This is a genomic window from Coralloluteibacterium stylophorae, from assembly GCF_018122625.2.
GTDB lineage: Bacteria > Pseudomonadota > Gammaproteobacteria > Xanthomonadales > Xanthomonadaceae > Coralloluteibacterium > Coralloluteibacterium stylophorae.
In genome coordinates, this window is record NZ_JAGQFT020000007.1 from 1 (window position 1) to 24,382 (window position 24,382).

The following is a 24,382-nucleotide window of genomic DNA, read 5'->3' on the forward strand; positions in this document are numbered from 1 at the left end:
TGCGCCAAGCAGATCATCTGCGCCGCCATGCGCAGGCTGCTGCGCATCGTCTACGGCGTGCTCAAGTCAGGTCAGCCATTCGATCCTGCAAGAGCCGTTGCCAGGTAGGAGGCAAGACGGTATCTACACAAGGCCGAATCCCTAATCGTGGCTCTGTGGAGGGGCTTCAGCCCCGACTGCGCCTCCGCGCCAAGGCAAGCCTCGGTCGCGGCTGAAGCCGCTCCCACAAACGACGAGCCCTCTGTAGGAGCGGCTTCAGCCGCGACCGGGCCGCGCTCCCAGACGACGCTGGTCGCGGCTGAAGCCGCTCCTACACAAGGCCGGATCCCTGATCGCGGCCCTGTGGGAGGGGCTTCAGCCCCGACTGCGCCTCCGCGCCAAGGCAAGCCTTCGTCGCGGCTGAAGCCGCTCCTACAGGACGCCGAGACCCTCAGCCTCGACCGCCGTCCAGGTCCCGATTCCCTCTTCCCGCTTCACCACCACCGCTTCATCCACGCCCGTCGCGGCTGAAGCCACTCGCACAGGCGACTACGAGGCAGGCTGGGTCCCCGCCCACACGCGCAGCAGGTGGCGGACCATCCGCATCCGCTCGGACGCGGGAATGTCATTGCCGTGGATGCGCTGGAGCGTCTCCACCTCGCGCGGCGCGCCGCTGCCGATGGCGCCGAGCTGCGCGATCACCAGCGCCTGTTCGCGCGCGGCGGCAGGCAGGCCTGGCGGCAGCCGCAGCACGCGTTCGCCTGCCGTGTGCATGGCGCGAACGTCGCGCCGCGCCGCTGCCGCCCACATCGCCAGCAGCGCGCGCACGGCCTCCGGCTGCGCCTGCGCATCGATCCAGGTCGGGGCGAGCCATACGCCCTCGAGATCGTCCGCCGGCAGGTGGCCGATCGTCGCCGCCGCGCTCGCCGCGGCCAGGGCCGCCCAGCCGGTGACGTTGCGCACCGGCTCGCGCGAGAGTTCCAGCAGGCGCTCGGCATCGAGCGAGGCGCTGCCGGCGTGTCCGCCCGCGACCTCCGGCACCCGGCCGGTGCGCAGCAACGCCGCGACCCGCACCGCCGCATGGTGTGCCTGCACGAAGCGATGCCCCTGCAGCTCGACGATCCCGGCGCCGGCGCCGACCGGCACCCGGCCCTCCAGCACGTCGAGCACGGGCATCCCGTTGTCGACCAGGTTCTGGAAGGTGTCGGAGATGCTGCCGCGGAAGCGCGTCGCCGGCGCCTGCAGCGCCACGGTCGGGTGGAAGTCGCTGTGCGGCGGCGCACGCCAGGCGCGGACGAAGGTGCGCAGCACCTCGCCGCCGGCGATCCGCCGCAGCGCGACCTCCCCGCCGTTCCCCAGCCCCACGCGTTCGAGCTCGATCCGCGGCGGCCCGTCGGCCAGCCGGGCGTAGTCCGGCTCGCGGTGGGCGCCGGCGTGGGCGACCACGACCAGGTCGACATCGTTGGCCAGATAGAGCTCGGCGTCGGGGAAGGTCTCCAGCAGCGCCGCGAGCATGGTCGCGATCAGGCGGTCGTCGATCTCGTAGGCCTGCAGCCACTGCAGCAGCAGGCCGTCGGCGGCCAGGTGCGCGCGCAGGAAGCGGTAGAACTCCGCGGTGAACAGGCTCGCCACCCCGCTGACCCAGGGATTGGACGGCTCGGAGACGATCACGTCGTAGCGCCGGTTGCCTGCGGCGAAGAAGGTGCGCGCGTCCTCGAACACCACCTGCGAGCGCGGGTCCTGGTAGGCCCGCGCCACGCGCGCGCCGAACAGCCTCGCCGCGTCGAACACCACCGGCTCGATCTCGACCGTCTCCACCCGCCCCACGCGCGTGCTGCCGAGCAGCGTGTGCGTGGTCAGCCCGGAGCCCCAGCCGATCACGCCGACCGCCTCCGGCGCCGGATGCATCAGCAGCGGCAGGGTGCCGATCAGGGTCATGGTCAGTTCGTCGGTGCGCGGCGGCTGCGCGAGGTCGAGCACCATCGCCGCGTCGGACTTGCCGTTGGAGGTGATCGCCGCGGAATCGGCCTCGGCATTGCGGACGATGCCGACCGTCGCGGTCTTGCCGTCGCGCAGGAAGGCGACATCGGCGCTCTGGTGCAGGCTCGGCACGCCGCTGCGGAACACGCCCGAGACCTGCTCGCGCGGATCCGGGCGGCCGAACGCGAAGCTCGCCAGCGCCGCGGCGGCGACGATGCCGCAGGACAGCGCGACCCGGCGTATCGGCAGCACCGTCGGCGCACGCGCCAGCAGCCACACGCCGACCGCCGCGTCACCGAGCGCGGCCAGGCCGACGCCGACGCGCACGCCGACCAGCGGGATCAGCGCATGCACCATCAGCAGCACGCCGGCGATCGCACCGAGCGTGTTCGCCGCATAGATCCGCCCGATGCCGGACTCGCCCGCCCCGGCGCGCAGCAGCGCCATCGTGAACAGCGGCAGGGTCATGCCGGCGAAGAAGGCGGCGGGGAACATCACCGCCAGCGAGATCGCCGCGCTGCCGAGCGCATACAGCGCGTAGCCGGCATCGTCACGCGGCAGGCTGCGCACCAGCCAGCCGACCCACTCGAACGAACGCGCGAACAGCAGCACCGACAGCAGCGCGGCCAGGCCCATCCACAGCTGCGCGAAGCCGGCGACCACCAGCGCATCGCCGATCCGCCGCCCGCGCCGCCGCACCCACAGCCCGCCGAACGCCAGGCCCAGCAGGAATGCCGCCAGCATCAGCTCGAAGCTGTGCAACGTCGTGCCCAGCGCCTGGTTGAGCATGCGCACCCAGCCGATCTCGTAGACGAAGGAGAAGGCGCCGGACAGGAAGGCGGCCGCCAGCAGCAGGCGGCCAAGGGGCGCGGGTCCGGCTCCGCCGGCGCCCTGTCGCGCCCCTCCCCCTGCCCCATCATCCCAGCGCACGCCGGGATCCAGGACCTCACCCGAAGCCGAAGACGCCACCTCCGCACCCACGCCCGCCCCAGAGCCGCCAAGCGCCCCCGCACGCACCGCCCCGCCTTCCCACACCCGCGACACCCACCACGCCCCGCCCGCCACCAGCAGGTTGCACGCGCCCGCCACGACGACCGCGCCCGGCATGCCCACCGCCGGCAGCAGCACGAAGGTCGCCACCAGCGCCCCGCCGGCCGCCCCGATGCTGTTGGCGAAGTACAGCCCGCCCAGCACCCGCGCGTCCTCGGCCGGCGCCAGCCGCAGCACGCCCGCGCTCAGCAGCGGGAACGTCGCCCCCAGCAGCACGCAGGCCGGCAGGATCAGGAGCGCCCCGGACACCCATGGATACAGCCGCGCCAGCGCCCCGTCGCCGAGCGCCGGCAGCACCAGGTCCTGCGACAGCGCCGTATACCCCAGGAACAGCGGATGGAAGGCCAGCCCGAACAGCCCGATCAGCCCTTCGGCGACCGCGTAGGCCAGCAGCAGCCGACGCCAGCGCAGCCCGCGCCGGCCCACCGCCCACGCGCCCAGCGCCATCCCGCCCATGAAGATCGCCAGCACCAGGGTCTGCGCGTACGCCGCGTGCCCCAGCGTCAGCCCCAGGTAGTGCGACCACAGCGCCTGGTAGACGAGCCCCGCGAACCCGCTGAGCACGAACAGCCCCAGCACCGTCGCCCCGAACCTCCCCCGCCCCTGCCGCATCCCGCTCCCCACGGTCGACCCGAGCCGCGACCATACCGATGCGTCCGGTTCCGCGCCGCGTGCGGTGCAGCAGGTAGCCCTGATTCAGTGGGGCCCCAGTCTCCCTCTGCCTCCACCGGGGCTACAGCCGCCGTGACCGTTGGCGGCCCATGCCTGCAGGAACTGACGCACCGAACCGAGCTGCGAGCGCGGGATCCGAGCGCCATACTCCACCTCCAGTGCTGCAGCCAAATCGTTATGGTCGCTGGCTATCGCCCCAGTGATGGCGATCACGAGCATCTGCTCCCGCAACAGCCCCGGGATGCGGTCATCTTGCAACTGCAGCACGCGCTGGGCGTTGATCAACATCGCGCGTGCATTCCGCTCCGCAGCAGCTTGAAACGCCGCGAGGATTGCCGCCTTCTGTACCGAACCCTCCACGCGACGCCCCCACTCAGGCGAAAACCAGACGCTCTGCTGATCCTGCGGCAGCAGGTGACCGATCGTCGATTGAGCGATCGTAGCGACAGCCATAGACCACAAACGGAGGTCCTGATTTGGTTCAGATGGCCATGCTGCGCGGAGCATCGTGTTAACGGCAGCCGCGTCGGCCATCGAGCGCAGCTGCAATACCGCAGTTGCTGCGCCATCGTCAAACGATCGCGCGACCTCACGAGCGAGATGGTGCGCGTCTGCGAAAAGCCCGAATTCCGCGTCAGCGATCTGGTCGGTGATCGCCGGTGGGCTTCGACAGTCGATCATATCGAGCACGGGGAGTCCGCTCATGACCAATCGCTGGAACAGATCAGATGACCTCCCCACATATCGCGCCTGAGGCGCACCCAGGGCAACTTTTGGAAAGTAATCGGAGTGAATTGGCGCGTTGAACATGGAAACGAAGTTGCGCAGCAGAGTGCCCCCACCGATACGCCGCAGCTCCAATTCTTGAGGACTCCCCAACCCAACCCGCTCCAGCTCGCCGGCGAGCGCAGCTTCACTCCATACTTGCCGGTCCAGCCCTTGCCCCTCTCCTTTCCTGGCGAGTATGAGTAGATCCGCCTGGTTCGTGAGATAGATTTCCGAGTTCGGGAAGACCTCTATCAGCGCCGCAATCATAGTGGCAATCAGAGAGTCATCGATCTCATAGCTCTGCAGCCATTGCACGAGCACGCCGTCATCCTTCAGATGACCATTCAGAAAGCGGTAGAATTCGACGGTGAACAAGCTCGCGACTCCACTAACCCATGGATTCGACGGCTCCGAGATAATGGCGTCGTACCGCCTCGCCCCCGCTGCAAAGAACGTCCTGGCATCGTCGAAGTGAACACGCGATCTGCTGTCGATGTACGCGCGAAGGACGTTCCCGCCGAACATTTCAGCCCCTTCAAACATCGCCCGCTCGATTTCGACAGAATCCACGACTTGGGGCTTGCCGCTCCCGAGAAGCGTGTGAGTCGTTAGCCCTGAGCCCCACCCAATTACTGCAACCTCTTCTGGCGCAGGATGCTTCACGAGGGGCAGCAGGCCGGCCATGACCATTGTGACTTCGTCCGCCGTGGGCGCATCACTCAAGGGAGCGATCGACGCATCAGGTTTGCCATTGGTCGAGATGATTGTCATACCATCGCGACCGGTGACAGAGACCGTCGCCGTCTTCCCGTCCCTAAAGTAGAAGACTTCGGTTCCGGGAAGCGTCGCAACTCCAGTCCGAAAAACGCCCGAAGATTGTGCAAGCATGTCCGGGCGGCCCAGGACAAGACTGAGGAGTAATGCGACAGCCGCGATCACCCCGGCACCACCAAGCCTCACGTCGCCCCATCTGCTGAACGCGCTCCCCGTCGCTCGCAGGAGGAGGAGACCGATCACCGCATCCACCAGCGCCGCAAGCGTAACGGTCAAGTGGACGCCCATGGCGGGTATCAGCAGATGGACCGCAAGCATTACGCCCAAGATTCCCCCAACCGTATTTGCGGCATAGATGCGACCAATGGCTGATTCGCTTGAACCCGCTCGCAACAGCGCCATCGTGAACAGTGGTAGCGTCATGCCCGCAAAGAACGCAGCTGGAAACATCACAAGCAAGGAAAGGACCGCGCTTCCAAGGGAGAACAGCAAGTATCCCGATTCACTGCGCGCAAGGGCACCCATCATCCAGCCCACCCATTCGAAGCTTCGTGAGAAGACAGGGATGGAGATCAATGCAGCCACGCCCATGCACAGTTGAACCCAGCCCACGGCGCGCACGGCGTCGCCAATCCTCGCCGAGCGGCGACGCACCCACAGGCCACCGAACGCGAGACCGAAGACGAAGGCCGCAAGCATCAGTTCAAAGCTGTGGATCGTGGTACCCAATGCTTGGTTCAACAGGCGTACCCAGCCTATCTCATACACAAAGGATGCCGCTCCCGAGGCGAAGGTCGCTCCAATCATGCCGATACTAAGGCGACGCAGCGAGCTCGGATCGCGTGCGGACGCGGCAGTCGAGGACGAATCATTGCGCAAGCCCACAGCTGAACCGCGCACCTCCTCACTCTGCTCAAGAGCCCTGCCGAAAAACCAGGCAAACAGTGCAACCAACATATTGAGCAAGCCGGCGGTGAGGAGACTGCCCGGCATCCCGACCGCCGGAAGCAGGAGAAACGCTGCAAGTAAAACGCCGACAGACGCACCGAGGCTATTGGTAAAATAGAGACCTCCGAGCATCCTCCCATCGTCGCCTGGAATAGCGCGACGAAACCCGCCACTCATGAGCGGGAAGGTCGCACCCAGCAGAATGCTCTGCGGCATGATTAACAACGCGGCCGAAAACCACTGGTAGGCGTGAGCGAGGGAGAGACTGTCGATCATGGGCAAGACCGTCCGCTGAGACGAATCCACATAAGCCTCGAACACCGGATGGAACGCCACCCCCCCTAGGCCGATTAGCAGCTCAGCGATCGCATATGCTTTGATTAGCGACCGCAGGCGTGCGCCGTACCGACTCACCAGAGCAGCACCCACGGCCATGCCGCCCATGTAGATCGCTAGCACCAGCGTTTGCGCGTAGGCGGCGTGGCCGAGGACTAGCCCAAGGTAGTGAGACCACACCGCCTGATAGATCAGTCCTGCAGATCCAGACAGCAAGAACAGGCCGAGCAGCGCTCGTCCCAAGAAACGCGCATTAGATGTCATGGTCACTCCCCAAGTTGACGGGAGCTTAGCGAGCCGAGGAGCAGCGCGACATCCTCGGAAGTCAGGTTGCACGCTGACCACGATCGCAGCGGGCCGATATACCTGACACTCCAGGTCACTTTGTGACACAACACTCTCGCGTGGAGAGCGTGCTGACGTGACAGCTATCACAACCTGACCCAAACAGGAGCTTGGCACGGTTGTTGCTGCTACATTCCCGCACGTGCCCCTCGGCGCACGGCACCCGTCTCGGACGTCCGGCGTCGGGCACTGTTGAAAATCCTGTCCAACCCAATGGGGAACCACCTATGAACATCCAGAAGCGCACCGCGCAGAAGGGCTTCACCCTGATCGAGCTGATGATCGTCGTCGCGATCATCGCGATCCTGGCCGCCATCGCGCTGCCGGCATACCAGAACTACGTCGCCAAGTCGCAGGCGACTGCGGGGCTTGCCGACATCCGTGGCGGCGTGACCGCCTTCGAGGAAGGCATCCAGTCCGGCAAGACCGGCTCGCCGACCGTGACCGATATCGGCCTTGCGGCTAGCACCCCGCGCTGCGGCATTGCGACCACCGGCGCTTACACTGCAGCGAGCGGCCAGGTGATCACCTGCACGCTGAAGGGCAACCCCAACGTTGTCGGTAAGACCATCACCCTGACCCGCAACGCCAGCGGCCAGTGGATCTGCGCCAGCAACATCGCCAACGACAACCACAAGCCGAACAACTGCGGCGTCTAATCGCTCAGCCTGTTGAGCGGCACTTGGAAGCCCCGCTCGCGCGGGGCTTCTTCTTTAGGACCCGGTGGAGGATGAACTGCCATGCGCAGTCGCGGATTCACGCTGATCGAGCTGATGATCGTCGTCGCCATCATCGCCATCCTGGCCGCCATCGCCATGCCGGCCTACCAGACCTACGTGGTACGCAGCCAGGTGGCCGCCGGACTTGCCGACATCACCTCCGGAAAGGTGCTGTTCGAGTCACAGGTTGTCGCTAACAACGAGACCGTATTCACTGCGGCCAAGCTCGGACTGTCCTCGAGTACCCCGCGCTGCAGCGCGATCAACGTCGACGGCACGCCCACCGGCTACATCGAGTGCGTCCTGCGCGGCAATCCGTTGATCACGGGTGGCACGCTTCGCATCAGCCGCAACAGCTCCGGCACCTGGACCTGCACCGCGCCCTCGGGCGTTCCCGACCATTACAAGCCTGCCCACTGTGGATAAGGCTGCTCCGGAGGCGCGCACCCTGCCGAACAACTTGCTCAGGCGCTGGGCTGCTGCCCTGGCGCTCCTGCTGCTGACTGCTGCCGTCTACTGGCCGGGAATGAGCGGCGGATTCATCTTCGACGATCTGCCCAGCATCGTCGACAACGAACGGCTCCACATCGAGACGCTCGGACCGCAGGCGTTGGCGAGGGCCGCATCCTCTTTCGAGCCGGGCGGGCTGGGGCGCCCACTGGTCATGACCACGTTCGGCATCGACCACGCCATCGGTGGGCTCGATCCGCGGGGCTACAAAGTCTCCGGATTGCTGGTGCACCTGATCAATGGACTGCTGGTACTCGCCCTCAGCAGCCGCCTGTTGCGGATGGGCGGCATCGCCGCCTCACGTGGTGGGATGGCAGCCACAGCCGTGGCGCTCGTCTGGGCGACGCACCCGCTGCAGGTCTCGACGGTCCTGTACGTGGTGCAGCGCATGGAGACGCTGTCGCTCACGTTCGTGCTGGTCGCGCTGTTGGCCTACCTCCGCGGACGGGCGCAACAGATGCAGGGCTCGCGTGGCTGGCCGTGGCTGTTGGCCTGCGTCCCGCTCGTGGCCCTCGGCCTGGCCAGCAAGGAGACCGCGGCACTCTTCCCAGCATTCGCGCTCGGGCTGGAGCTGACGCTGTTGCGTTTCGGCGCCGCGTCACCCGCCACCGCTCGGAACTGGCGCTGGACGTACGCGGTTTTCACCGTCGGCGCGCTGGCGGCATTCGCCCTGCTCGTGGTCCCGCGCTATGCGAACCCCGACTCCTACTTCATCCGCGACTTCAACGCCGCCGAGCGCGTATTGACCCAGCTGCGCATCCTCCCGATGTATCTGGGCCAGATCCTGCTGCCGCTCCCGCAGACGCTCACCTTCTACTACGACGACTTCAGCCCCTCGCGTGGCCTGCTGCATCCGCTCACGACGGCACTCGGGGGGGCGCTTCTGCTTGGACTTTTCGGCGCTGCCCTCGCGCTGCGACGGCGCATGCCGCTGTTTGCGCTCGGCATCCTCTGGTTCTTCGCCGCCCATGCATTGACGAGCAGTGTGATTCCGCTCGAACTGGCGTTCGAGCACCGCAACTACTTCGCGCTGCTGGGCATCCTTCTGGCAGTCGCCGACCTGGTGCGGCGCATCCCGATGAAGGATGGGCCCGCACTGAAGTACGCCGCAGTCGGCGCGGTGGTTTGTGGGCTCTGCGTCCTCACCGCGATCCGCTCTGCCACCTGGGGAGACCCGTTCCTGCTCGCGACCGATCTCGCCGACCGCAATCCTAGCTCCGCAAGGGCCAGCAACGACCTTGCGGCCATTTACCAGCAGATGACCGACGGATATCCAAACTCGCCGTTCCAGGATTTCGCACTGCGTGAGTTCGAGCGGGGCGCCGGCCTGCCCGGATCGTCCATCGTCAGCGATCAAGGGCTGATTCTCACTGCCACCGCTGCTGGGCGCCCTGTTCCTGACGCTTGGTGGGAGCGCCTGATCCAGAAGCTGCGCCACGGCAGGATCACGCCCGAAACCAGCATGGCGCTGTTCGGACTCCTGGGCAACCGCTACCGCGGCGTGGAGCTGGACGACGAGCGCCTCACCGAGGCTTTCCTGACACTCTTCCAGCGCACCACGCTGCCTGCACATAGCTATGCGCAGTTCGGGGACTACCTGCTCAAGTACGCAGATGACCCGGCGCTTGCCGAGCGCATGTTCGCGAAGGCCGTGCGTGAGAGTGCAGACAATCCTGCATACGCACAGCAGGTGGTCGACGTTCTCGACCAGGAAGGCTACAGGGAGCAAGCTGCGCACGCTCGAGGTGTGGCGAACGAGGCCGGGATAGTCCTGCGCTAGAGGAGGAAATAACAGCGCACTCGGCCACTGCCCCACCTCGCTGGAGCTCGAGCTTGACTCTGGCCGAACCACTTCCTGAGCCGTAGCAGGCTCCTCTAAGCGGGATCTTGCCTTAGCACCATAGACGCCTATGTGCCGTCTGGCATCGGCATGCTATGCAGGCTCAATGGCCGGAACAGACGCAGCACCCGAGCAGTGCCTTCGCCAACTTACGGCAGTGCACCTTCGTGATTTGGCGCTATATCACCTGGAACTGCGCAACGACTTCCGCCGGAATCCGCGGAGCCTCTTCACCAACGGGGAGCGCCGGCTAGATCAACGCCGCCGGATCTTGAGGCGCCACTAGCGCCAGGGATGCCTTCAACAACGCAACCTGCTCAATCTCCTCGAGAACAGCACGCTGGCTATCACGACATCGCGAAGCGTCAGCCGCACCGCTCGTCACTCGTTGTGGAGGCCACTGAGGCATTGCGGGGGGCGACGTTGCCCTGCGTCCTAGAGAAGGCCGCTATCACCTACGCAGCTATCTACCAGGCCGCTCCACAGAAGGCGCCGCCGCTCATCTCCTAGATGCCGCTCGAAGAATCGCCTGCCCGCTTCGCCCAGACGTCTGACCGCTTCCTGATCCGCCGCCAGTTCCTCCAGCGACTGTGCCAAGGCTGCGGGGGTCGGATCGACCGCGACCAGCGGTGGTTCCGGCACGCCCTCCGGGAGTGAAAGCTCCCGCTGGGTCACTACCGGAAGACCGGCCGCGAGCGCCATGTACACCTTGAAGGGGAGGACACGCGACGCCTTGCCAGGTCCACCGAACACGCCCAGCGCGACATCGGCCTGCCGAAAATGTCGCGCCACGGCCTCGCCATCCTGCCAGTCGCGGATCCACCGGACTCGCCCATCCGGCAGTCGCGCGAGCACGGGCGCCAGCAGGTGGGCGTCCTGCCCGGTTCCCACGATCGTCCACTCGACCGCCGGATTCGAAGCCAGACGTTCGATGGCACCGGCCACCACGTCGATGCCATGGAGGGGGACGAGCGTACCCACGAACAGGACGCGCAGCGGCGCTCGCGCCCGGTGCGGGCGGACGAGCGCCAGCAACCTTCGCGCATCGATGGCGAGCGGCCATGCCATCACGCGCTCCGGATCGAGGCTGAAGAGCGCGATCATCCAGTCGCGATTGGCGCGGGTATCGACGATGACGCGCGTCGCGGTCCGCAGCGCCCTGCCTTCGCTGCGCCGAACCACACGGGCCAGCCAGCCCTCCTTCCCGCCGCGCCGTCTGTCGCGGAAGGCGGAGTCCCAGACCGAGATGTAGGCGTCGGCGATGACCGTCGGCCGGAAGCGACGCGGGACCCACGACAGCCACCAGAGGGCGAACACCGCCGGATACGGCACATAGCAGACGTGGCCGCCCGCTCCCAAACCCTCGATCGCGGCACGCAGACTGCCCGAGCCCAGGATCCACGCGAGCCCCAGCCGCTCGCGGAGCGGGCCACGGAACACGCGCCACAGGTGGATATCGACGGGCAACCACCGCACCCGGTCGCTCACCGCCACTCCGTCGATGCTACGCAGCGAGCGCAGCACACCCTCGGCATTGGGATAGCCGTCGCCTCGCAGGCCGACGCCGAGCGCCACCACCTCGACCGCGTTTGAGGTCTCATGCGCCTCCTCACGCCAGCCCGCGAAGCGGGCGCGTGCGCCGCCTGCCCTCCAGGCTCCGACCCCGGTCAGCACCACTTCGCTCGCCACGATCAGGAGTCGCGCGACCAGAGCGATCGCCAGGAGCCCCGGCAGATCCTGCAGCGCCGCGGCAAGCACGCTCTCCCTCACACCGACCCCCCCGGGCGTCACGAAAACCGCGACGCCGCTGGCCGTGCCGGCGAAGAGCCACCCAAGGAAGGTGCGCACGTCCGGCGGCGATGTCAGCATGAGGTAGCCTGCCGCGAACGGCAGCATCGCCAATGCGTACAGGAAGATGGCCGCTGCGATTGAGCGTGCACGGCGGGCGCGAGGAGGCGCCGGCACCAGCCAGGCAGCCACGACCGCGATGCCGGCCACCACTCCTGCCACGGCGACACCACCCAGCACGCCGCCCGCACCCGGCGCCAGCAGCGCCAGCGCGATCATCGACGCGCTGCCGAGTGACGCGGTCTGCTCGATCACGCCCGTCGCCAGCACCGCTGCCGGACGCACGCCCAGCCGGCTGAGCAGTGCACCGCGGGCGACGATGTGCCAGACGCTGCCCGGCACGTACTTGGTCAGCACGCTCGCAGCCCACGCCGCCGCGCCGTCGCCGACGCGTGCCTCGCCCGAGAAGCCCTGCAGGAGCGCGCCGAACGCGCATGCGTTCAACGCGCCGTGGCACAGGAACGCGGCGAACGCCAGGCCTGCGGCAGTCGGATCCAGCGTCCCCAGCCCCGCAAGCGCCTCGCTCCAGTCCACATCCATCGAAGCGAGGGCGACGATGACCGCAACGCCGCCGATGCCGTAGCCAAACGCAAGCCGCCGCAGCCTGCTCATGTCAGCGGTGCGGCGTCGCGAGGTCCCAGCGATGCAGGTACTGGAACGTCAGGAAGGGCCGGAATGGCCAGAAGTCCAGCAGCTTGGCGGCGGGCAGACTCCACGCCGCCGCCTCCAAGAGGCGCATGTTCCTGCGCTCGCGGCGCATCCGGAAGCCGCAGGAGGCGCCGAGGTCGAGGATGTCGCGTCGCGCGAAGAAGCGCAGGTGCGTGGCGTCATGGATTCCTCGCGTGCGCCGCGGCCAGGTTCCGAGAACCCCGAGGCTCCAGAACGTCGAGACGTGCCTCACGTTCGGAATGCTGGTGACCAGCTGCCCCGCCGGCGCCAACAGCTCGCGCAGCTCGTGCAGCGCCTTCCAGGGATCCTGCAGATGCTCGAGAACATCCGCACAGATGATGAGATCGAATCTGTCGTTCTCCAGATGTACCGACGCACGCTCCACAGGCGCCTCGATCACGGTGACGCCCTGAGCTCGTGCCAGCTCCGCCAGTGCGGCATCGGGCTCGACGCCGACAACCACCGCATCCGGGAACCGCTGCCGTAGCAACACGGCAGTTCCTCCGGCGCCGCAACCCACGTCCAGGACGCGGCGCGGCGGATGCTCGATCATCCTGATCACGTCGGGCCGTGCTCCGGAGTAGCCGCGCCGACGCCGCCGAAGCGCCGCCTGCCCCCCTCGCTGCGTGGATGCCGACGCCACCCTCAGTCCCTGGGCCGCACGTAGGTCAGGGCGGTGATCTGCTCGCTGATCAACCCGATGAGGAAAACGATCACGGCAGCACTGAAGAGCAGCGCGCTCATGTTCGTGAAGCGCTGGAACGCGACATAGGTATAGGCGTAGTAGCCCAGGCCCAGGCCGAAGAACGCCACGCTGGTCGGCACGAACAGCTTCAACGGCGAATACAGCGTGGCGATCTTGAAGATGATCAGCAGGAACCGGATGCCGTCGCGCATCGGGCGCAGGTGGCTGCGGCCGATGCGGCGGGCGACGACGATGGGCTCGTAGGCCACCGAGTAGGCGCTGCGGAAGAAGGCCATGGTGCTGGTGGTCGGATAGGAGAAGCCGTTCGGCAGCAGGTGCAGGAACTCCCTGAACTTGTCGGCCCGGACGGCGCGGAAGCCGGAGGTGAGGTCCATCACCCTGAAGCCGGTCATCCAGCTCGCCAGGCGGTTGTAGATCACGTTGGCGACGCCGCGGTGGGCGCTCGCCTGCCCTGCCCAGGCGCGGGCGCCGACGACCATGTCGTAGCCCTCCTCGAGGCGCGCCAGCAGACGCGGGATGGCCGCGGGGTCGTGCTGGCCGTCGGCATCCATGAACACCAGGATCTCGCCCCGGGCGGCGCGGGCGCCGCGCTTGATGGCCGCGCCGTTGCCCATCGAGTAGGGACTCGACAGCACCTTCGCGCCGGCGGCGCGCGCCACCTCCGCGGTGGCGTCGGTGGAGCCGTCGTCGACCACGATCAGCTCGGCATCCGGGATCAGTCCGTGCAGCGCCGGCAGGGTCTTGCGCAGCCCTTCCGCCTCGTTCTTGGCCGGCAGGATGATCGAAATCGACATGCGGTGCGGGTCCCCAGGTTCAGCCCGGAAGCGTAGCGGGGATGGGCGCAGCAAGTCTTGCGCCGCCTCACGCTGCGGGGCGAGACCCGGCCGGCGTCGCACTCCGGCAGCGATGGAACGACCGAAGCGCGACGCATTCTGACGCGCCGCGTCACCTCATGCGCCAGTGGCAGACCACGCCCGCACGGAACCGGCGGCACGACACTTGCTTCCGACACCTGTCATCGACGTCGTGGCGCTGCGGCGCCGCTACCATTGCACCGTCGCCCCGAGGAACACCCATGAACGCCGTCGCCACTGCCAACCTCGTCGGCATCACCGGCATCGTCCGCCGGCTGGTGCTCGACGGTGCCCTCAACGACGTCGACGCGCGCCAGGCCATGGAGCGCGCCAGCGCCGAGAAGAAGCCGGTCCACGTCTACCTGCAGGAGCACCGGCTGGCCACGCCGGTGCAGATCACCGCCGCCAACTCGATGGAGTTCGGCATCCCGCAGTTCGACGCCTCGGTGCTCGACTTCAACCAGGCGGCGGTCAAGCTGGTCAGCGAGGAGCTGATCCAGAAGCACCAGGTGCTGCCGCTGTTCAAGCGCGGCAACCGCCTGTTCGTGGCCACGTCGGACCCGACCAACAGCCGTGCGCTGGACGAGATCAAGTTCGCCGCCAACGCCTCGGTCGAGCCGATCCTCGTCGACGAGGAGAGCCTCAAGCGTGCCATCGACCAGGGGCTGGCCGCGGCCGACCAGATCGGCTCGGAATTCGACGACGAGTCGATGGACGGCCTGGAGGCGGTCGGCGCCGACGGCGAGGCCGCCGACAGCGGCAGCGTCGACGCCACCAAGGGCGACGACACGCCGGTCGTGCGCTTCGTCAACAAGATGCTGGTCGACGCGATCAAGCGCGGCGCCTCGGACATCCACTTCGAGCCCTACGAGACCGAGTACCGGGTGCGCTTCCGCATCGACGGCGTGCTCAAGATCGTGGCCAAGGCGCCGGTGGCGCTGAACACGCGCCTGGCCGCGCGCCTCAAGGTGATGGCCTCGCTCGACATCGCCGAGAAGCGCGTGCCGCAGGACGGCCGCATCAAGCTCAAGCTGTCCAAGACCAAGGAAATGGACTACCGCGTCAGCACGCTGCCGACCCTGTTCGGCGAGAAGATCGTGCTGCGCCTGCTGGATTCCAGCTCCGCCAAGCTCGGCATCGACAAGCTCGGCTACGAGGACGACCAGAAGCAGCTCTACCTCAACGCGCTGTCGAAGCCCTACGGCATGATCCTGGTGACCGGCCCGACCGGCTCGGGCAAGACCGTGTCGCTCTACACCGGCCTGAACATCCTCAACACCGAGGGGCGGAACATCTCCACGGCGGAGGATCCGGTCGAAATCCGCGTGCCGGGCATCAACCAGGTCCAGCAGAACACCAAGCGCGGCATGACCTTCGCGGCGGCCCTGCGCAGCTTCCTGCGCCAGGACCCGGACGTGATCATGGTCGGCGAAATCCGCGACATCGAAACCGCCGAGATCGCGATCAAGGCCGCGCAGACCGGCCACCTGGTGCTGTCGACCCTGCACACCAACGACGCGCCGCAGACCATCTCCCGCCTGATGAACATGGGCGTGGCGCCCTACAACATCACCTCGTCGGTGAGCCTGGTCATCGCCCAGCGCCTGGCGCGACGCCTGTGCACGCAGTGCAAGCGCCCGGTGAACCTGCCGGACAACGCGCTGCTGGCGGAAGGGTTCACCCCGGACGAGATCGCGCAGGGCATCACCATCTACGAGGCCGTCGGCTGCAGCGACTGCACCGAGGGCTACAAGGGCCGCGTCGGCGTCTATCAGGTGATGCCGATGAGCGAGGAGATCCAGAAGATCGTGCTGGCCGGCGGCAACGCCATGGCCATCGCCGAGGCCGCGGAAGCCGCCGGCGTGCCCGACCTGCGCAAGTCGGCGCTGAAGAAGGTCAAGGACGGACTGACCAGCCTGGCCGAGATCAACCGCGTCACCAAGGACTGATCGCCTGAGTTCCCTCTCCCCTCGCGGGAGAGGGTTGGGGTGAGGGGGCGCGGCGACAGCCGCGGGCTGTGGCTCGGCTGGCGAGGTCGGCGCGCTGCGCGCCTCCCCCCATCCCAGCCTTCCCCCGCAAGGGGGGAAGGGGCTTGAAGCGGTGAAACGGGAGGGTCGGCGGATGGGCGCGAGCACGGGCGGCGTCAAATCGGTGACGCCAATCGCTTGCCCGCCAACCCGGGCAGGTTAGACTCGCGCAATCGTGCCCGGGTAGCGGGCAGGGGAGCGGGCGTCGGGCTGGGGAAGGGCCGGCGGCCGGGAGAGCGGCGATCGGCGCCACGTGCCGGCGCGGCATGGGGATGTCGACCTACGCAGTACCACCGGCCGCTCGCGGCCAACCGGGACACCAGGATCATCTAATGGCAACGATCGCCGCTGGCCGCAAGCCTGCCACTACGCCGCGTGAGAATCCGCTCAGCGATTTCGTCTGGACCGGCGTCGACAAGCGCGGCACCGTCATCAAGGGCGAGACGCAGAGCAAGTCGGTCAACCTCGTCAAGGCGGAGCTCCGGCGCCAGGGCATCACGCCGCGTGTCGTCAAGGCCAAGCCCAAGCCGCTGTTCGGCAAGGCCGGCAAGTCGATCAAGCCGCAGGACATCGCGATCTTCAGTCGGCAGCTCGCGACGATGATGCAGTCGGGCGTGCCGATGGTGCAGGCCCTCGACATCCTCGCATCCGGTCAGAAGAACCCCCGCATCGCTACGCTCATCGGCAGCATCCGCGACGAGGTCTCCGGAGGCTCGGCCCTGTCGGAGGCGCTGTCGAAGCACCCTCTCTACTTCGACGACCTGTACCAGAACCTCGTGCGTTCAGGCGAGGGCGCGGGCGTGCTGGACACCGTGCTCGACACGATCGCCACCTACAAGGAGCGCATCGAGGCGCTGAAGGGCAAGATCAAGAAGGCGCTGTTCTACCCTGCGGCAGTGATGGCAGTGGCCATCCTGGTGTCCTGCATCCTGCTGATCTTCGTGATCCCGCAGTTCCAGTCCGTCTTCCAGGGGTTCGGTGCGGACCTGCCCGCGTTCACTCAGATGCTGGTCAACCTGTCGGAGTGGATGCAGTCCTACTGGTGGCTGCTGCTCCTGGTTGTCGCCGGTTCCATCTTCGGCCTGATCGCCGCCAAGAAGCGATCCCGCAAGTTCGCCCAGTTCCTCGATCGGATGGTGCTCAAGATCCCGGTGATCGGACAGATCATGCATCAGTCCGCGATCGCGAGATTCGCGCGCACGCTGGGTATCACCTTCCGCGCCGGTGTTCCGCTGGTCGAGGCCCTGGAAACCGTCTCCGGCGCCACCGGCAACATCGTCTACGAGAACGCGGTCAGGCGCATCCGGGAAGACGTCGCCGTCGGCTATCCCGTCAACATGGCGATGAAGCAGGTCAACCTGTTCCCGCACATGGTGGTGCAGATGACCGCCATCGGCGAGGAGGCCGGCGCGCTGGATACGATGCTGTTCAAGGTGGCGGAGTTCTACGAGCAGGAGGTCAACAACGCCGTCGACGCCCTGACCAGCCTGCTCGAGCCGCTGATCATGGTCGTCATTGGCGTGGTCGTCGGCAGCATGGTGGTCGGCATGTACCTCCCGATCTTCAAGCTTGCCGCAGCAGTGGGTTGACCGTGTTGCTGCAGGTATTGGTCGCCTCCCCGGCGCTGGCTCTCGCCAGCGCCTTTGTTTTGGGCCTGCTGGTCGGCAGCTTCCTCAACGTGGTGATCCTGCGGCTGCCGCCACGGATGGAATGGCAGTGGCGCCGCGACAGCCGCGAGATGCTGGAGCTGCCTGCGGTCGACGAGCCGGAGCCGCCGGGCGTGGTGGTGCGGCGCTCGCACGATCCGCACACCGGGGCGCAGCTCGCCTGGTGGGAGAACATCCCGCTCGTGAGCTGGGCGCTGCTGCGCGGGCGTTCGCGCCACAGCGGGCAGCGGATCTCGCTGCAGTATCCCGCGGTCGAGCTCCTGACCGGCCTGCTGTTCGCCGCCTGCATCTGGCACTTCGGGCCGACGCTGCAGGGCGTGGGGGCGCTCGCCTTCACCGGCCTGCTGGTGGCGATGTCCGGTATCGACCTGCGCACCACCCTGCTGCCCGACCAGCTCACCTATCCCCTGCTCTGGCTCGGCCTGCTGGCCGCGGCCTTCGGCGTCTACGAGGTGACGCCGGTCGCGGCCATCGCCGGCGCGGCCGTGGGCTACCTGGCGCTGTGGTCAGTGTACTGGGGCTTCAAGCTCCTCACCGGCAAGGAGGGCATGGGCTACGGCGATTTCAAGCTGCTGGCCGCGCTGGGCGCCTGGTGCGGCGTCGGCAGCCTGCTGCCGATCATCCTGATCTCCTCGGTGGTGGGCGCAGTCGTCGGCAGCCTGTGGCTGGCCTTGCGCGGACGCGACCGCGCCACGCCGATCCCCTTCGGCCCCTACCTCGCCATCGCCGGGTGGATCCAGTTCCTGTTCGGCGACGCGATAACGGCTGCCTACCTGCGGCTGGTGGGGCTGGCTTGACCCGGTACGGCATGCTCGGGCGTAGTGTCGGACATGGCTGATTTCGTGGTGGGCGTGACCGGGGGCGTGGCGTCGGGAAAGTCCGAGGTCACGCGGCGGTTCGAGGCGCGGGGCGTGCACGTGACCGACGCCGACGTGGTCGCGCGACGCCTGGTCGAGCCCGGCGCCGAGGCGCTGGCGGCGGTCGTCGATCGCTTCGGGCCGGACCTCCTCACCGGCGAGGGGCATCTCGACCGTGCGGCGCTGCGCACCCTGATCTTCCATGACGCCGAGGCCAAGGCCGGGCTGGAGGCGATCCTGCACCCGCGCATCCGCGCCGCGCTGGAAGCGGAGTGCCGGGCCGCACCGGGACCGTACGCAATGGCCGCGATCCCCCTGCTCGCCGAGGGCGGCGGGCGGACGACCTACCCGTGGCTCGACCGCATCCTCGTCGTCGATACGCCGGAGGACGTCCAGATCGCGCGGCTGATGCGTCGCGACGGCGTCGACCGCGACTTGGCCGGACGCATGCTCGCCGCCCAGGCGACGCGCGCCGAGCGGCTCGCGCTGGCGGACGATGTCGTCGCCAACGCCGGGCCGGTCGATGCGCTGGATGCGGAGGTGGCCGCGCTGCATGCCCGATATGTCGCGCTGTCGAAGGATGCCCGCCGGAGCTGAGGTGCAGGGCCGGTTCGCCGAGGGGGGTTGCAGGGCGGTCCGCTCATACCGCCCCTGCCTCCAGGCCACGGCGTACGTCCTGCCGTCCTGCCTCGCTCCGCACCTCGTGACGCCCACTCCGTCATCCCCGGGAAGGCTGGGATCCAGTGTCGGAGTGTTGCCCTGCGCACCTGGATCCCGACTTGCGTCGGGATGACGGTAGGAGGTGGGTGCGCAGGATCGGGCGGCGGCGCATTGCGCGGCGGCGGTGCACTGCGCGGCGGTGGTGCATCGCGCGGCGGCGGCGCCCACCACTCCGTCATCCCAGCGAAGGCTGGGATCCAGTGTCGGAGTGATGCCCTGCGCACCTGGATCCCGACTTCCGTCGGGATGACGGTAGGAGGGCGGTGCGCAGGATCGGGCGACGGTGCACCGCGCGGCGGTTGCGCCCCGCACTCCGTCATCCCAGCGAAGGCTGGGATCCAGTGTCGGAGTGATGCCCTGCGCACCTGGATCCCGACTTCCGTCGGGATGACGGTAGGAGGTGGGTGCGCAGGATCGAGCGGCGGTGCACTTCGCGGCGGCGGCGCATTGCGCGGCGGCGGTGCACTGCGCGGCGGTGGTGCATCGCGCGGCGGCGGCGCCCACCACTCCGTCATCCCAGCGAAGGCTGGGATCCAGTGTCGGAGTGATGCCCTGCGCACCTGGATCCCGACTTCCGTCGGGATGACGGTAGGAGGGCGGTGCGCAGGATCGGGCGGCGGGGCGTTGCGTGGCGGCGCCTCCCTCCCGTCGCTCACCGCGCAGGCGCTCAGCCCAGCAGGTCCGGGTACAGATCCCGCCACTGTGGGTTCGTGCGCTCGATCAGCGCCAGCTTCCACGCGCGGCGCCACGCCTTGAGCGCCTTCTCGCGCGCGATGGCGCTGGGCATGTCCGGATGCAGTTCGTACCAGACCAGGGCGTGCACGCCATAGCGGCGGGTGAAGCCGTCGACCGCGTTGCTGCGGTGCTCGTGGATCCGCGCGATGGGACGGCTGGTCACGCCGATGTAAGGCGTGCCGTTGCGGCGGCTGGCAAGCATGTAGACGCAGGGCTGGCGGTCCATGCCGGCCGCCGGCTCAGCCGGGCCAGAGTCCGCGGATGGCGGCGATGCCCTGTGCGCCGTGGCGGCGGGCTTCGGCGAGGTCCGCGGGAGCGAGACCGCCGAGGGCCCAGATCGGCAGGCTGACGCGTTCGCGCAGGCGTGCGAAGGCGCCCCAGCCCAGCGGCGTCGCCTGGGGATGGCTCGCCGTCGCCTGCACCGGCCCGAGCACGGCAGCGTCGCAGCCGAGGGCCTCGGCGCGCGCCAGTTCGGTCGCGTCGTGGCAGGAGGCGATCACCGGTTGCGTGGCCGGTAACGGGCGGCTGGCCAGCTCGGCCAGCTGCGCCGCACGCAGATGCACGCCGACGCCCAGGGCGCGCGCCAGCGCGATGTCCGCATTGACCAGCAGACGCACGCCGGCGCGGAGGCAGAGCGCGCGCAGGTCGAAGGCGAGGCGCTCGTGCGAGGCGGCATCGAGACCACGGTGGCGCAGCTGCACGCAGCATGGCGCGCGTGCCAGCGCCTCGCGCACGCCGGCGAGGATGGCCGCCGGCTCGATCTCCGGAGTGATCAGGTAGGTCGCAGGCCCGGTCAGCGCGCCGATGACAGGGATGTCCGCCGGCGGAGTCGGGTAGCCGGCGAGCTTGTCCGGCGGGGTCCAGGCGATCGCCTGCTTCTCCAGCGCACGCACCCTGCCCTGCCACTCGGGCACCTCGTAGACGTCGAGCAGGATGCGCTTGCCGGGATAGGCGTGCGGCACCCGGATCAGCGGTGTACTGGCCGGGCCGATCTCGATGCCGATCTCCTCGCGCAGCTCGCGCGCCAGCGCCTCGTGCGGGGTCTCGCCGCGCTCCACCTTGCCGCCCGGAAACTCCCAGGCGCCGGCGAAGTCGCGCCCCTCGGTGCGGCGGGTGAGCAGGATGCGGCCGCGCGCATCGCGCAGCACGGCGGCGACCACGTGGACGGGAGGGCGCGCCGGGTCGGGATCGAGGGACATCGGTCCTGGAGGTGGAAGTGCCGGGGCAGTGTAGCGGCCGATGCGGGGCGGCCGGCAAGGTCGCCGGTCGTCCCCTGTAGGAGGGGCTTCAGCCACGACCGGGGCGGAGGTCTGCGGCCGGGCCGTCGGGGCTGAAGCCCCTCCCACAGGGGTTCGACACAGATGCTCACCACACAAGCTGGTCGCGGCTGAAGCCGCTCCTACGGAGCTTGCAGGGGTCTGGAACGACGACGGCGCCCGTGGGCGCCGTCGTGGCGTGCAGGAACCGGGCGGATCACTCCAGCCGGCCGTGGCACTGCTTGTACTTCTTCCCGGAACCGCAGGGACACGGATCGTTGCGACCGACCTTGGGCGCCTCGCGCTGGACCGGACGCGGCGGACGCGGGATCTCGCCATCGGCCTGCATCTCGGCGACTTCCTCCTGCGAGCCGTAGCCGCCGGCGTCGGCGTGCTGGAACTCCATCGCGCGCGCCTGCGCGAGCTGGCGCTGGCGCTCGGCCTCCTCCAGGCGCTGGACCTCGTCCTCGCTGCGCACCCGGACCCGGGCGAGGATGGTCACCACCTCGCGCTTGACCCGGTCGAGCATCTCCGAGAACAGCTCGAAGGCCTCGCGCTTGAACTCCTGCTTGGGCTGCTTCTGCGCATAGCCGCGGAGGTGGATGCCCTGGCGCAGGTAGTCCATGCGCGCGAGGTGCTCCTTCCAGGCCTGGTCGAGCACGGTCAGCATCACGTGCTTTTCCAGCGCGCGCATCATCTCGGGCCCGACCTGCTGCTCCTTGTCGGAGAAATGTTGGGCGGTGGCCTCGTCGACGAGCCGCGCGATGCCCTGCGCGTCGAGCTCCTCGTGCTCGCGCACCTGGGTCTGCAGGTCGATCTGGATGCCGTAGTCGTCGGCGAGCGTGCGCTCGAGCCCGGCGATGTCCCACTGCTCGCGGATGCTGTTGGCCGGCGCGTGCAGCTGCACGAGGTCGGCTACCACGTCGGCGCGGATCGCACCGACCGCCTCGCTGATCGACTCCGCCTCGAGCAGCTCGTCGCGCTGCTGGTAGATGACCTTGCGCTGGTCGTTGTTGACGTCGTCGAAGTCGAGCAGGTTCTTGCGGATGTCGAAATTGTGCGCCTCGACCTTCTTCTGCGCCTTCTCGATCTGCCGGGTGACCAGCTTGTCCTCGATGACGTCGTCCTCCTTCATGCCCATCATCCGCATCGCCTTCTGCACCCAGTCGGCGGCGAAGATGCGCATCAGGTTGTCGTCGAGCGACAGGTAGAAGCGCGAGGAGCCCGGGTCGCCCTGGCGGCCGGAACGACCGCGCAGCTGGTTGTCGATGCGGCGGGATTCGTGGCGCTCGGTGCCGATGATGTGCAGTCCGCCGGCCTCCTTGACCGCGTCGTGGCGGCGCTTCCATTCGGTCCTGATGCGGAAGCGCTCGTCCTCGCCGGCCTCTTCGCCCAGCGCGGCTAGCTCGGCCTCGAGGCTGCCGCCGAGCACGATGTCGGTGCCGCGGCCGGCCATGTTGGTGGCGATGGTCACCGCCTTGGGGCGGCCGGCCTGGGCGATGATGATCGCCTCGCGCTCGTGCTGCTTGGCGTTGAGCACCTCGTGCGGGATCTTCGCCTTCTTCAGTTCGGCGGCCAGCAGTTCGGAGGTCTCGATCGAGGTGGTGCCGACCAGCACCGGCTGGCCGCGCTCGTGGCAGCCCTTGATGTCCTCGACCACCGCCTGGAACTTGTACTGGCGGCTGAGGAACACCTGGTCGGGATGGTCCTTGCGGACCATCGGCCGGTGGGTCGGGATCACCACCACCTCCAGCCCGTAGATCGACTGGAACTCGTAGGCCTCGGTGTCCGCCGTACCGGTCATGCCGGCCAGCTTCCTGTACATGCGGAACAGGTTCTGGAAGGTCACCGAGGCCAGGGTCTGGTTCTCGCGCTGGATCGGCACGCCTTCCTTCGCCTCGACCGCCTGGTGGAGGCCGTCGGACCAGCGCCGCCCGGCCAGGGTGCGGCCGGTGAACTCGTCGACGATCACCACCTCGCCGTCGCGCACGATGTAGTCGACGTCGCGCTGGTACAGCGCGTGCGCCCGCAGCGCCGCGTTGAGGTGGTGCACGACGGCGATGTTGTTGCCGTCGTAGAGCCCGTCGTCCTCGCCGATGATGCCGGCGCGGCGCAGCAGCGCCTCGACGTTCTCCATGCCCTGCTCGGACAGGTGCGCCTGCTTGGACTTCTCGTCGACCCAGTAGTCGCCCTCGCCTTCCTCCGATTCCTGGCGGACCAGCTCGGGGACGATGCGGTTGACCTTGACGTAGAGGTCGGGCGATTCGTCGGCGGGGCCGGAGATGATCAGCGGCGTGCGCGCCTCGTCGATCAGGATCGAGTCGACCTCGTCGACGATCGCGTAGTTCAGCCCGCGCTGGTAGCGCTCGTTCTTCGACAGCGCCATGTTGTCGCGCAGGTAGTCGAAGCCGAACTCGTTGTTGGTGCCGTAGGTGATGTCGGCCGCGTACGCGGCCTTCTTGTCGCCATGCGGCATGCCCGGAAACACCACGCCCACCGACAGGCCCAGCCAGTTGTAGAGGCGGCCCATCTGCGCGGCGTCGCGGCGCGCGAGGTAGTCGTTGACCGTGACCACGTGCACGCCGTCGCCGGCGAGCGCGTTGAGGTAGACCGGCAGCGTGCCGACGAGGGTCTTGCCCTCGCCGGTGCGCATCTCGGCGATCTTGCCCTCGTGCAGCACCATGCCGCCGACCATCTGCACGTCGTAGTGGCGCATGCCGAGCACGCGCCTGGAGGCCTCGCGCACCGTGGCGAAGGCTTCGGGCAGCAGCGCGTCGAGCGTCTCTCCGTTGGCGATGCGCCCCCTGAACTCCTCGGTCTTGGCCTGCAGCGCAGCGTCGTCGAGCTTCTCGAACTCCGGCTCCAGGGCGTTGATCCTGGCGACCGACTTGTTGAACTGCTTGACCAGCCGCTCGTTGCGGCTGCCGAAGACGCGGGTGAGGACGCTATTGAGCATGTCGGATCGCTGAAGTCGAGGAGGGCGCGGCGCGGCGCGGCGCGCAGCCGCCGGGGCGGGCGCATCGCGCAGCGGGTCTCGCGGAGGCGGCCGGGGCCGCGCGCGAACGGAGAAGTCTAACGTGGGGGCGCCGGAGGTCCTATCAACGCCCCGCCCGGCGCTCCCG

The 24,382-nt window shown here is 68.2% G+C and carries 15 protein-coding genes; 7 read left to right on the forward strand and 8 right to left on the reverse strand.

Going from position 1 to position 24,382, the window contains the following annotated elements; all coding sequences use genetic code 11:
* Positions 1 to 528: 528 nt before the first annotated feature.
* Entirely contained in the window at positions 529 to 3,588 is a 3,060-nt protein-coding gene (locus KB893_RS11320) for a spermine/spermidine synthase domain-containing protein (protein WP_338026935.1), read from the reverse strand.
* Between the two features lie 117 nt (positions 3,589 to 3,705).
* Positions 3,706 to 6,771, reverse strand: a complete 3,066-nt coding sequence (locus tag KB893_RS11325; RefSeq protein ID WP_213173718.1) for a fused MFS/spermidine synthase — start codon at positions 6,769 to 6,771, stop codon at positions 3,706 to 3,708.
* A 308-nt stretch (positions 6,772 to 7,079) separates the two neighbouring features.
* On the opposite strand from KB893_RS11325, the gene KB893_RS11330 reads away from it, so the two are divergent.
* The 3 genes from KB893_RS11330 (at position 7,080) to KB893_RS11340 (ending at position 9,861) form a co-directional block, all read left to right on the forward strand.
* Positions 7,080 to 7,511: a pilin gene (locus KB893_RS11330; protein WP_211927250.1), complete on the forward strand. Its 432-nt coding sequence runs from the start codon at positions 7,080 to 7,082 to the stop codon at positions 7,509 to 7,511.
* 81 nt (positions 7,512 to 7,592) lie between these two features.
* Positions 7,593 to 7,997 (forward strand): pilin, encoded by a 405-nt coding sequence (locus tag KB893_RS11335; RefSeq protein ID WP_211927251.1) that lies wholly within the window; start codon positions 7,593 to 7,595, stop codon positions 7,995 to 7,997.
* Complete coding sequence (locus KB893_RS11340) at positions 7,990 to 9,861, forward strand: hypothetical protein (protein WP_211927252.1); 1,872 nt, start codon at positions 7,990 to 7,992, stop codon at positions 9,859 to 9,861. The genes KB893_RS11335 and KB893_RS11340 overlap by 8 nt, the downstream gene beginning before the upstream one ends.
* A gap of 495 nt (positions 9,862 to 10,356) precedes the next feature.
* Here the strand turns inward: KB893_RS11340 and KB893_RS11345 are convergent, their stop codons facing one another.
* The 3 genes from KB893_RS11345 to KB893_RS11355 all read right to left on the reverse strand — a co-directional run bounded on the left by KB893_RS11345 (position 10,357) and on the right by KB893_RS11355 (position 13,938).
* Positions 10,357 to 12,381, reverse strand: a complete 2,025-nt coding sequence (locus tag KB893_RS11345) for a glycosyltransferase (RefSeq protein ID WP_211927253.1) — start codon at positions 12,379 to 12,381, stop codon at positions 10,357 to 10,359.
* 1 nt (position 12,382) lies between these two features.
* A complete protein-coding gene (locus KB893_RS11350) occupies positions 12,383 to 12,991 on the reverse strand; it encodes a class I SAM-dependent methyltransferase (RefSeq protein ID WP_246505621.1) in 609 nt (202 codons plus the stop codon).
* Between the two features lie 92 nt (positions 12,992 to 13,083).
* Positions 13,084 to 13,938: a glycosyltransferase family 2 protein gene (locus tag KB893_RS11355; RefSeq protein WP_211927255.1), complete on the reverse strand. Its 855-nt coding sequence runs from the start codon at positions 13,936 to 13,938 to the stop codon at positions 13,084 to 13,086.
* Positions 13,939 to 14,219: 281 nt separating this feature from the next.
* Here KB893_RS11355 and pilB point away from each other — a divergent pair, with 281 nt between their 5' ends.
* The 4 genes from pilB to coaE all read left to right on the forward strand — a co-directional run bounded on the left by pilB (position 14,220) and on the right by coaE (position 19,146).
* Positions 14,220 to 15,947: a type IV-A pilus assembly ATPase PilB gene (gene pilB / locus KB893_RS11360; RefSeq protein ID WP_213173719.1), complete on the forward strand. Its 1,728-nt coding sequence runs from the start codon at positions 14,220 to 14,222 to the stop codon at positions 15,945 to 15,947.
* A 410-nt stretch (positions 15,948 to 16,357) separates the two neighbouring features.
* Positions 16,358 to 17,614 (forward strand): type II secretion system F family protein, encoded by a 1,257-nt coding sequence (locus KB893_RS11365; RefSeq protein WP_211927445.1) that lies wholly within the window; start codon positions 16,358 to 16,360, stop codon positions 17,612 to 17,614.
* A gap of 8 nt (positions 17,615 to 17,622) precedes the next feature.
* Positions 17,623 to 18,489 (forward strand): prepilin peptidase, encoded by an 867-nt coding sequence (locus KB893_RS11370; protein WP_377731268.1) that lies wholly within the window; start codon positions 17,623 to 17,625, stop codon positions 18,487 to 18,489.
* Positions 18,490 to 18,522: 33 nt separating this feature from the next.
* A complete protein-coding gene (gene coaE, locus KB893_RS11375; protein WP_211927446.1) occupies positions 18,523 to 19,146 on the forward strand; it encodes a dephospho-CoA kinase in 624 nt (207 codons plus the stop codon).
* Between the two features lie 790 nt (positions 19,147 to 19,936).
* Here coaE and KB893_RS11380 read toward each other — a convergent pair.
* The 3 genes from KB893_RS11380 to secA all read right to left on the reverse strand — a co-directional run bounded on the left by KB893_RS11380 (position 19,937) and on the right by secA (position 24,216).
* Positions 19,937 to 20,230: a GIY-YIG nuclease family protein gene (locus tag KB893_RS11380; RefSeq protein ID WP_211927447.1), complete on the reverse strand. Its 294-nt coding sequence runs from the start codon at positions 20,228 to 20,230 to the stop codon at positions 19,937 to 19,939.
* Between the two features lie 13 nt (positions 20,231 to 20,243).
* Positions 20,244 to 21,203, reverse strand: a complete 960-nt coding sequence (locus KB893_RS11385) for a Nudix family hydrolase (protein WP_211927448.1) — start codon at positions 21,201 to 21,203, stop codon at positions 20,244 to 20,246.
* Between the two features lie 274 nt (positions 21,204 to 21,477).
* On the reverse strand, positions 21,478 to 24,216 hold the full coding sequence (secA, locus tag KB893_RS11390) for a preprotein translocase subunit SecA (protein WP_213173720.1): 2,739 nt from the start codon (positions 24,214 to 24,216) through the stop codon (positions 21,478 to 21,480).
* Positions 24,217 to 24,382 lie beyond the last annotated feature (166 nt).

Excerpts from the sequence above, each read along its gene's own strand:
- KB893_RS11345 (WP_211927253.1), bottom strand. The coding sequence starts at position 12,381 with ATGAGCAGGCTGCGGCGGCTTGCGTTTGGCTACGGCATCGGCGGCGTT.
- KB893_RS11380 (WP_211927447.1), bottom strand. The coding sequence starts at position 20,230 with ATGGACCGCCAGCCCTGCGTCTACATGCTTGCCAGCCGCCGCAACGGC.
- KB893_RS11325 (WP_213173718.1), bottom strand. The coding sequence starts at position 6,771 with ATGACATCTAATGCGCGTTTCTTGGGACGAGCGCTGCTCGGCCTGTTC.
- KB893_RS11335 (WP_211927251.1), top strand. The coding sequence starts at position 7,593 with ATGCGCAGTCGCGGATTCACGCTGATCGAGCTGATGATCGTCGTCGCC.
- KB893_RS11355 (WP_211927255.1), bottom strand. The coding sequence starts at position 13,938 with ATGTCGATTTCGATCATCCTGCCGGCCAAGAACGAGGCGGAAGGGCTG.
- pilB (WP_213173719.1), top strand. The coding sequence starts at position 14,220 with ATGAACGCCGTCGCCACTGCCAACCTCGTCGGCATCACCGGCATCGTC.
- KB893_RS11385 (WP_211927448.1), bottom strand. The coding sequence starts at position 21,203 with ATGTCCCTCGATCCCGACCCGGCGCGCCCTCCCGTCCACGTGGTCGCC.
- KB893_RS11350 (WP_246505621.1), bottom strand. The coding sequence starts at position 12,991 with ATGATCGAGCATCCGCCGCGCCGCGTCCTGGACGTGGGTTGCGGCGCC.
- KB893_RS11365 (WP_211927445.1), top strand. The coding sequence starts at position 16,358 with ATGGCAACGATCGCCGCTGGCCGCAAGCCTGCCACTACGCCGCGTGAG.
- secA (WP_213173720.1), bottom strand. The coding sequence starts at position 24,216 with ATGCTCAATAGCGTCCTCACCCGCGTCTTCGGCAGCCGCAACGAGCGG.
- coaE (WP_211927446.1), top strand. The coding sequence starts at position 18,523 with ATGGCTGATTTCGTGGTGGGCGTGACCGGGGGCGTGGCGTCGGGAAAG.
- KB893_RS11330 (WP_211927250.1), top strand. The coding sequence starts at position 7,080 with ATGAACATCCAGAAGCGCACCGCGCAGAAGGGCTTCACCCTGATCGAG.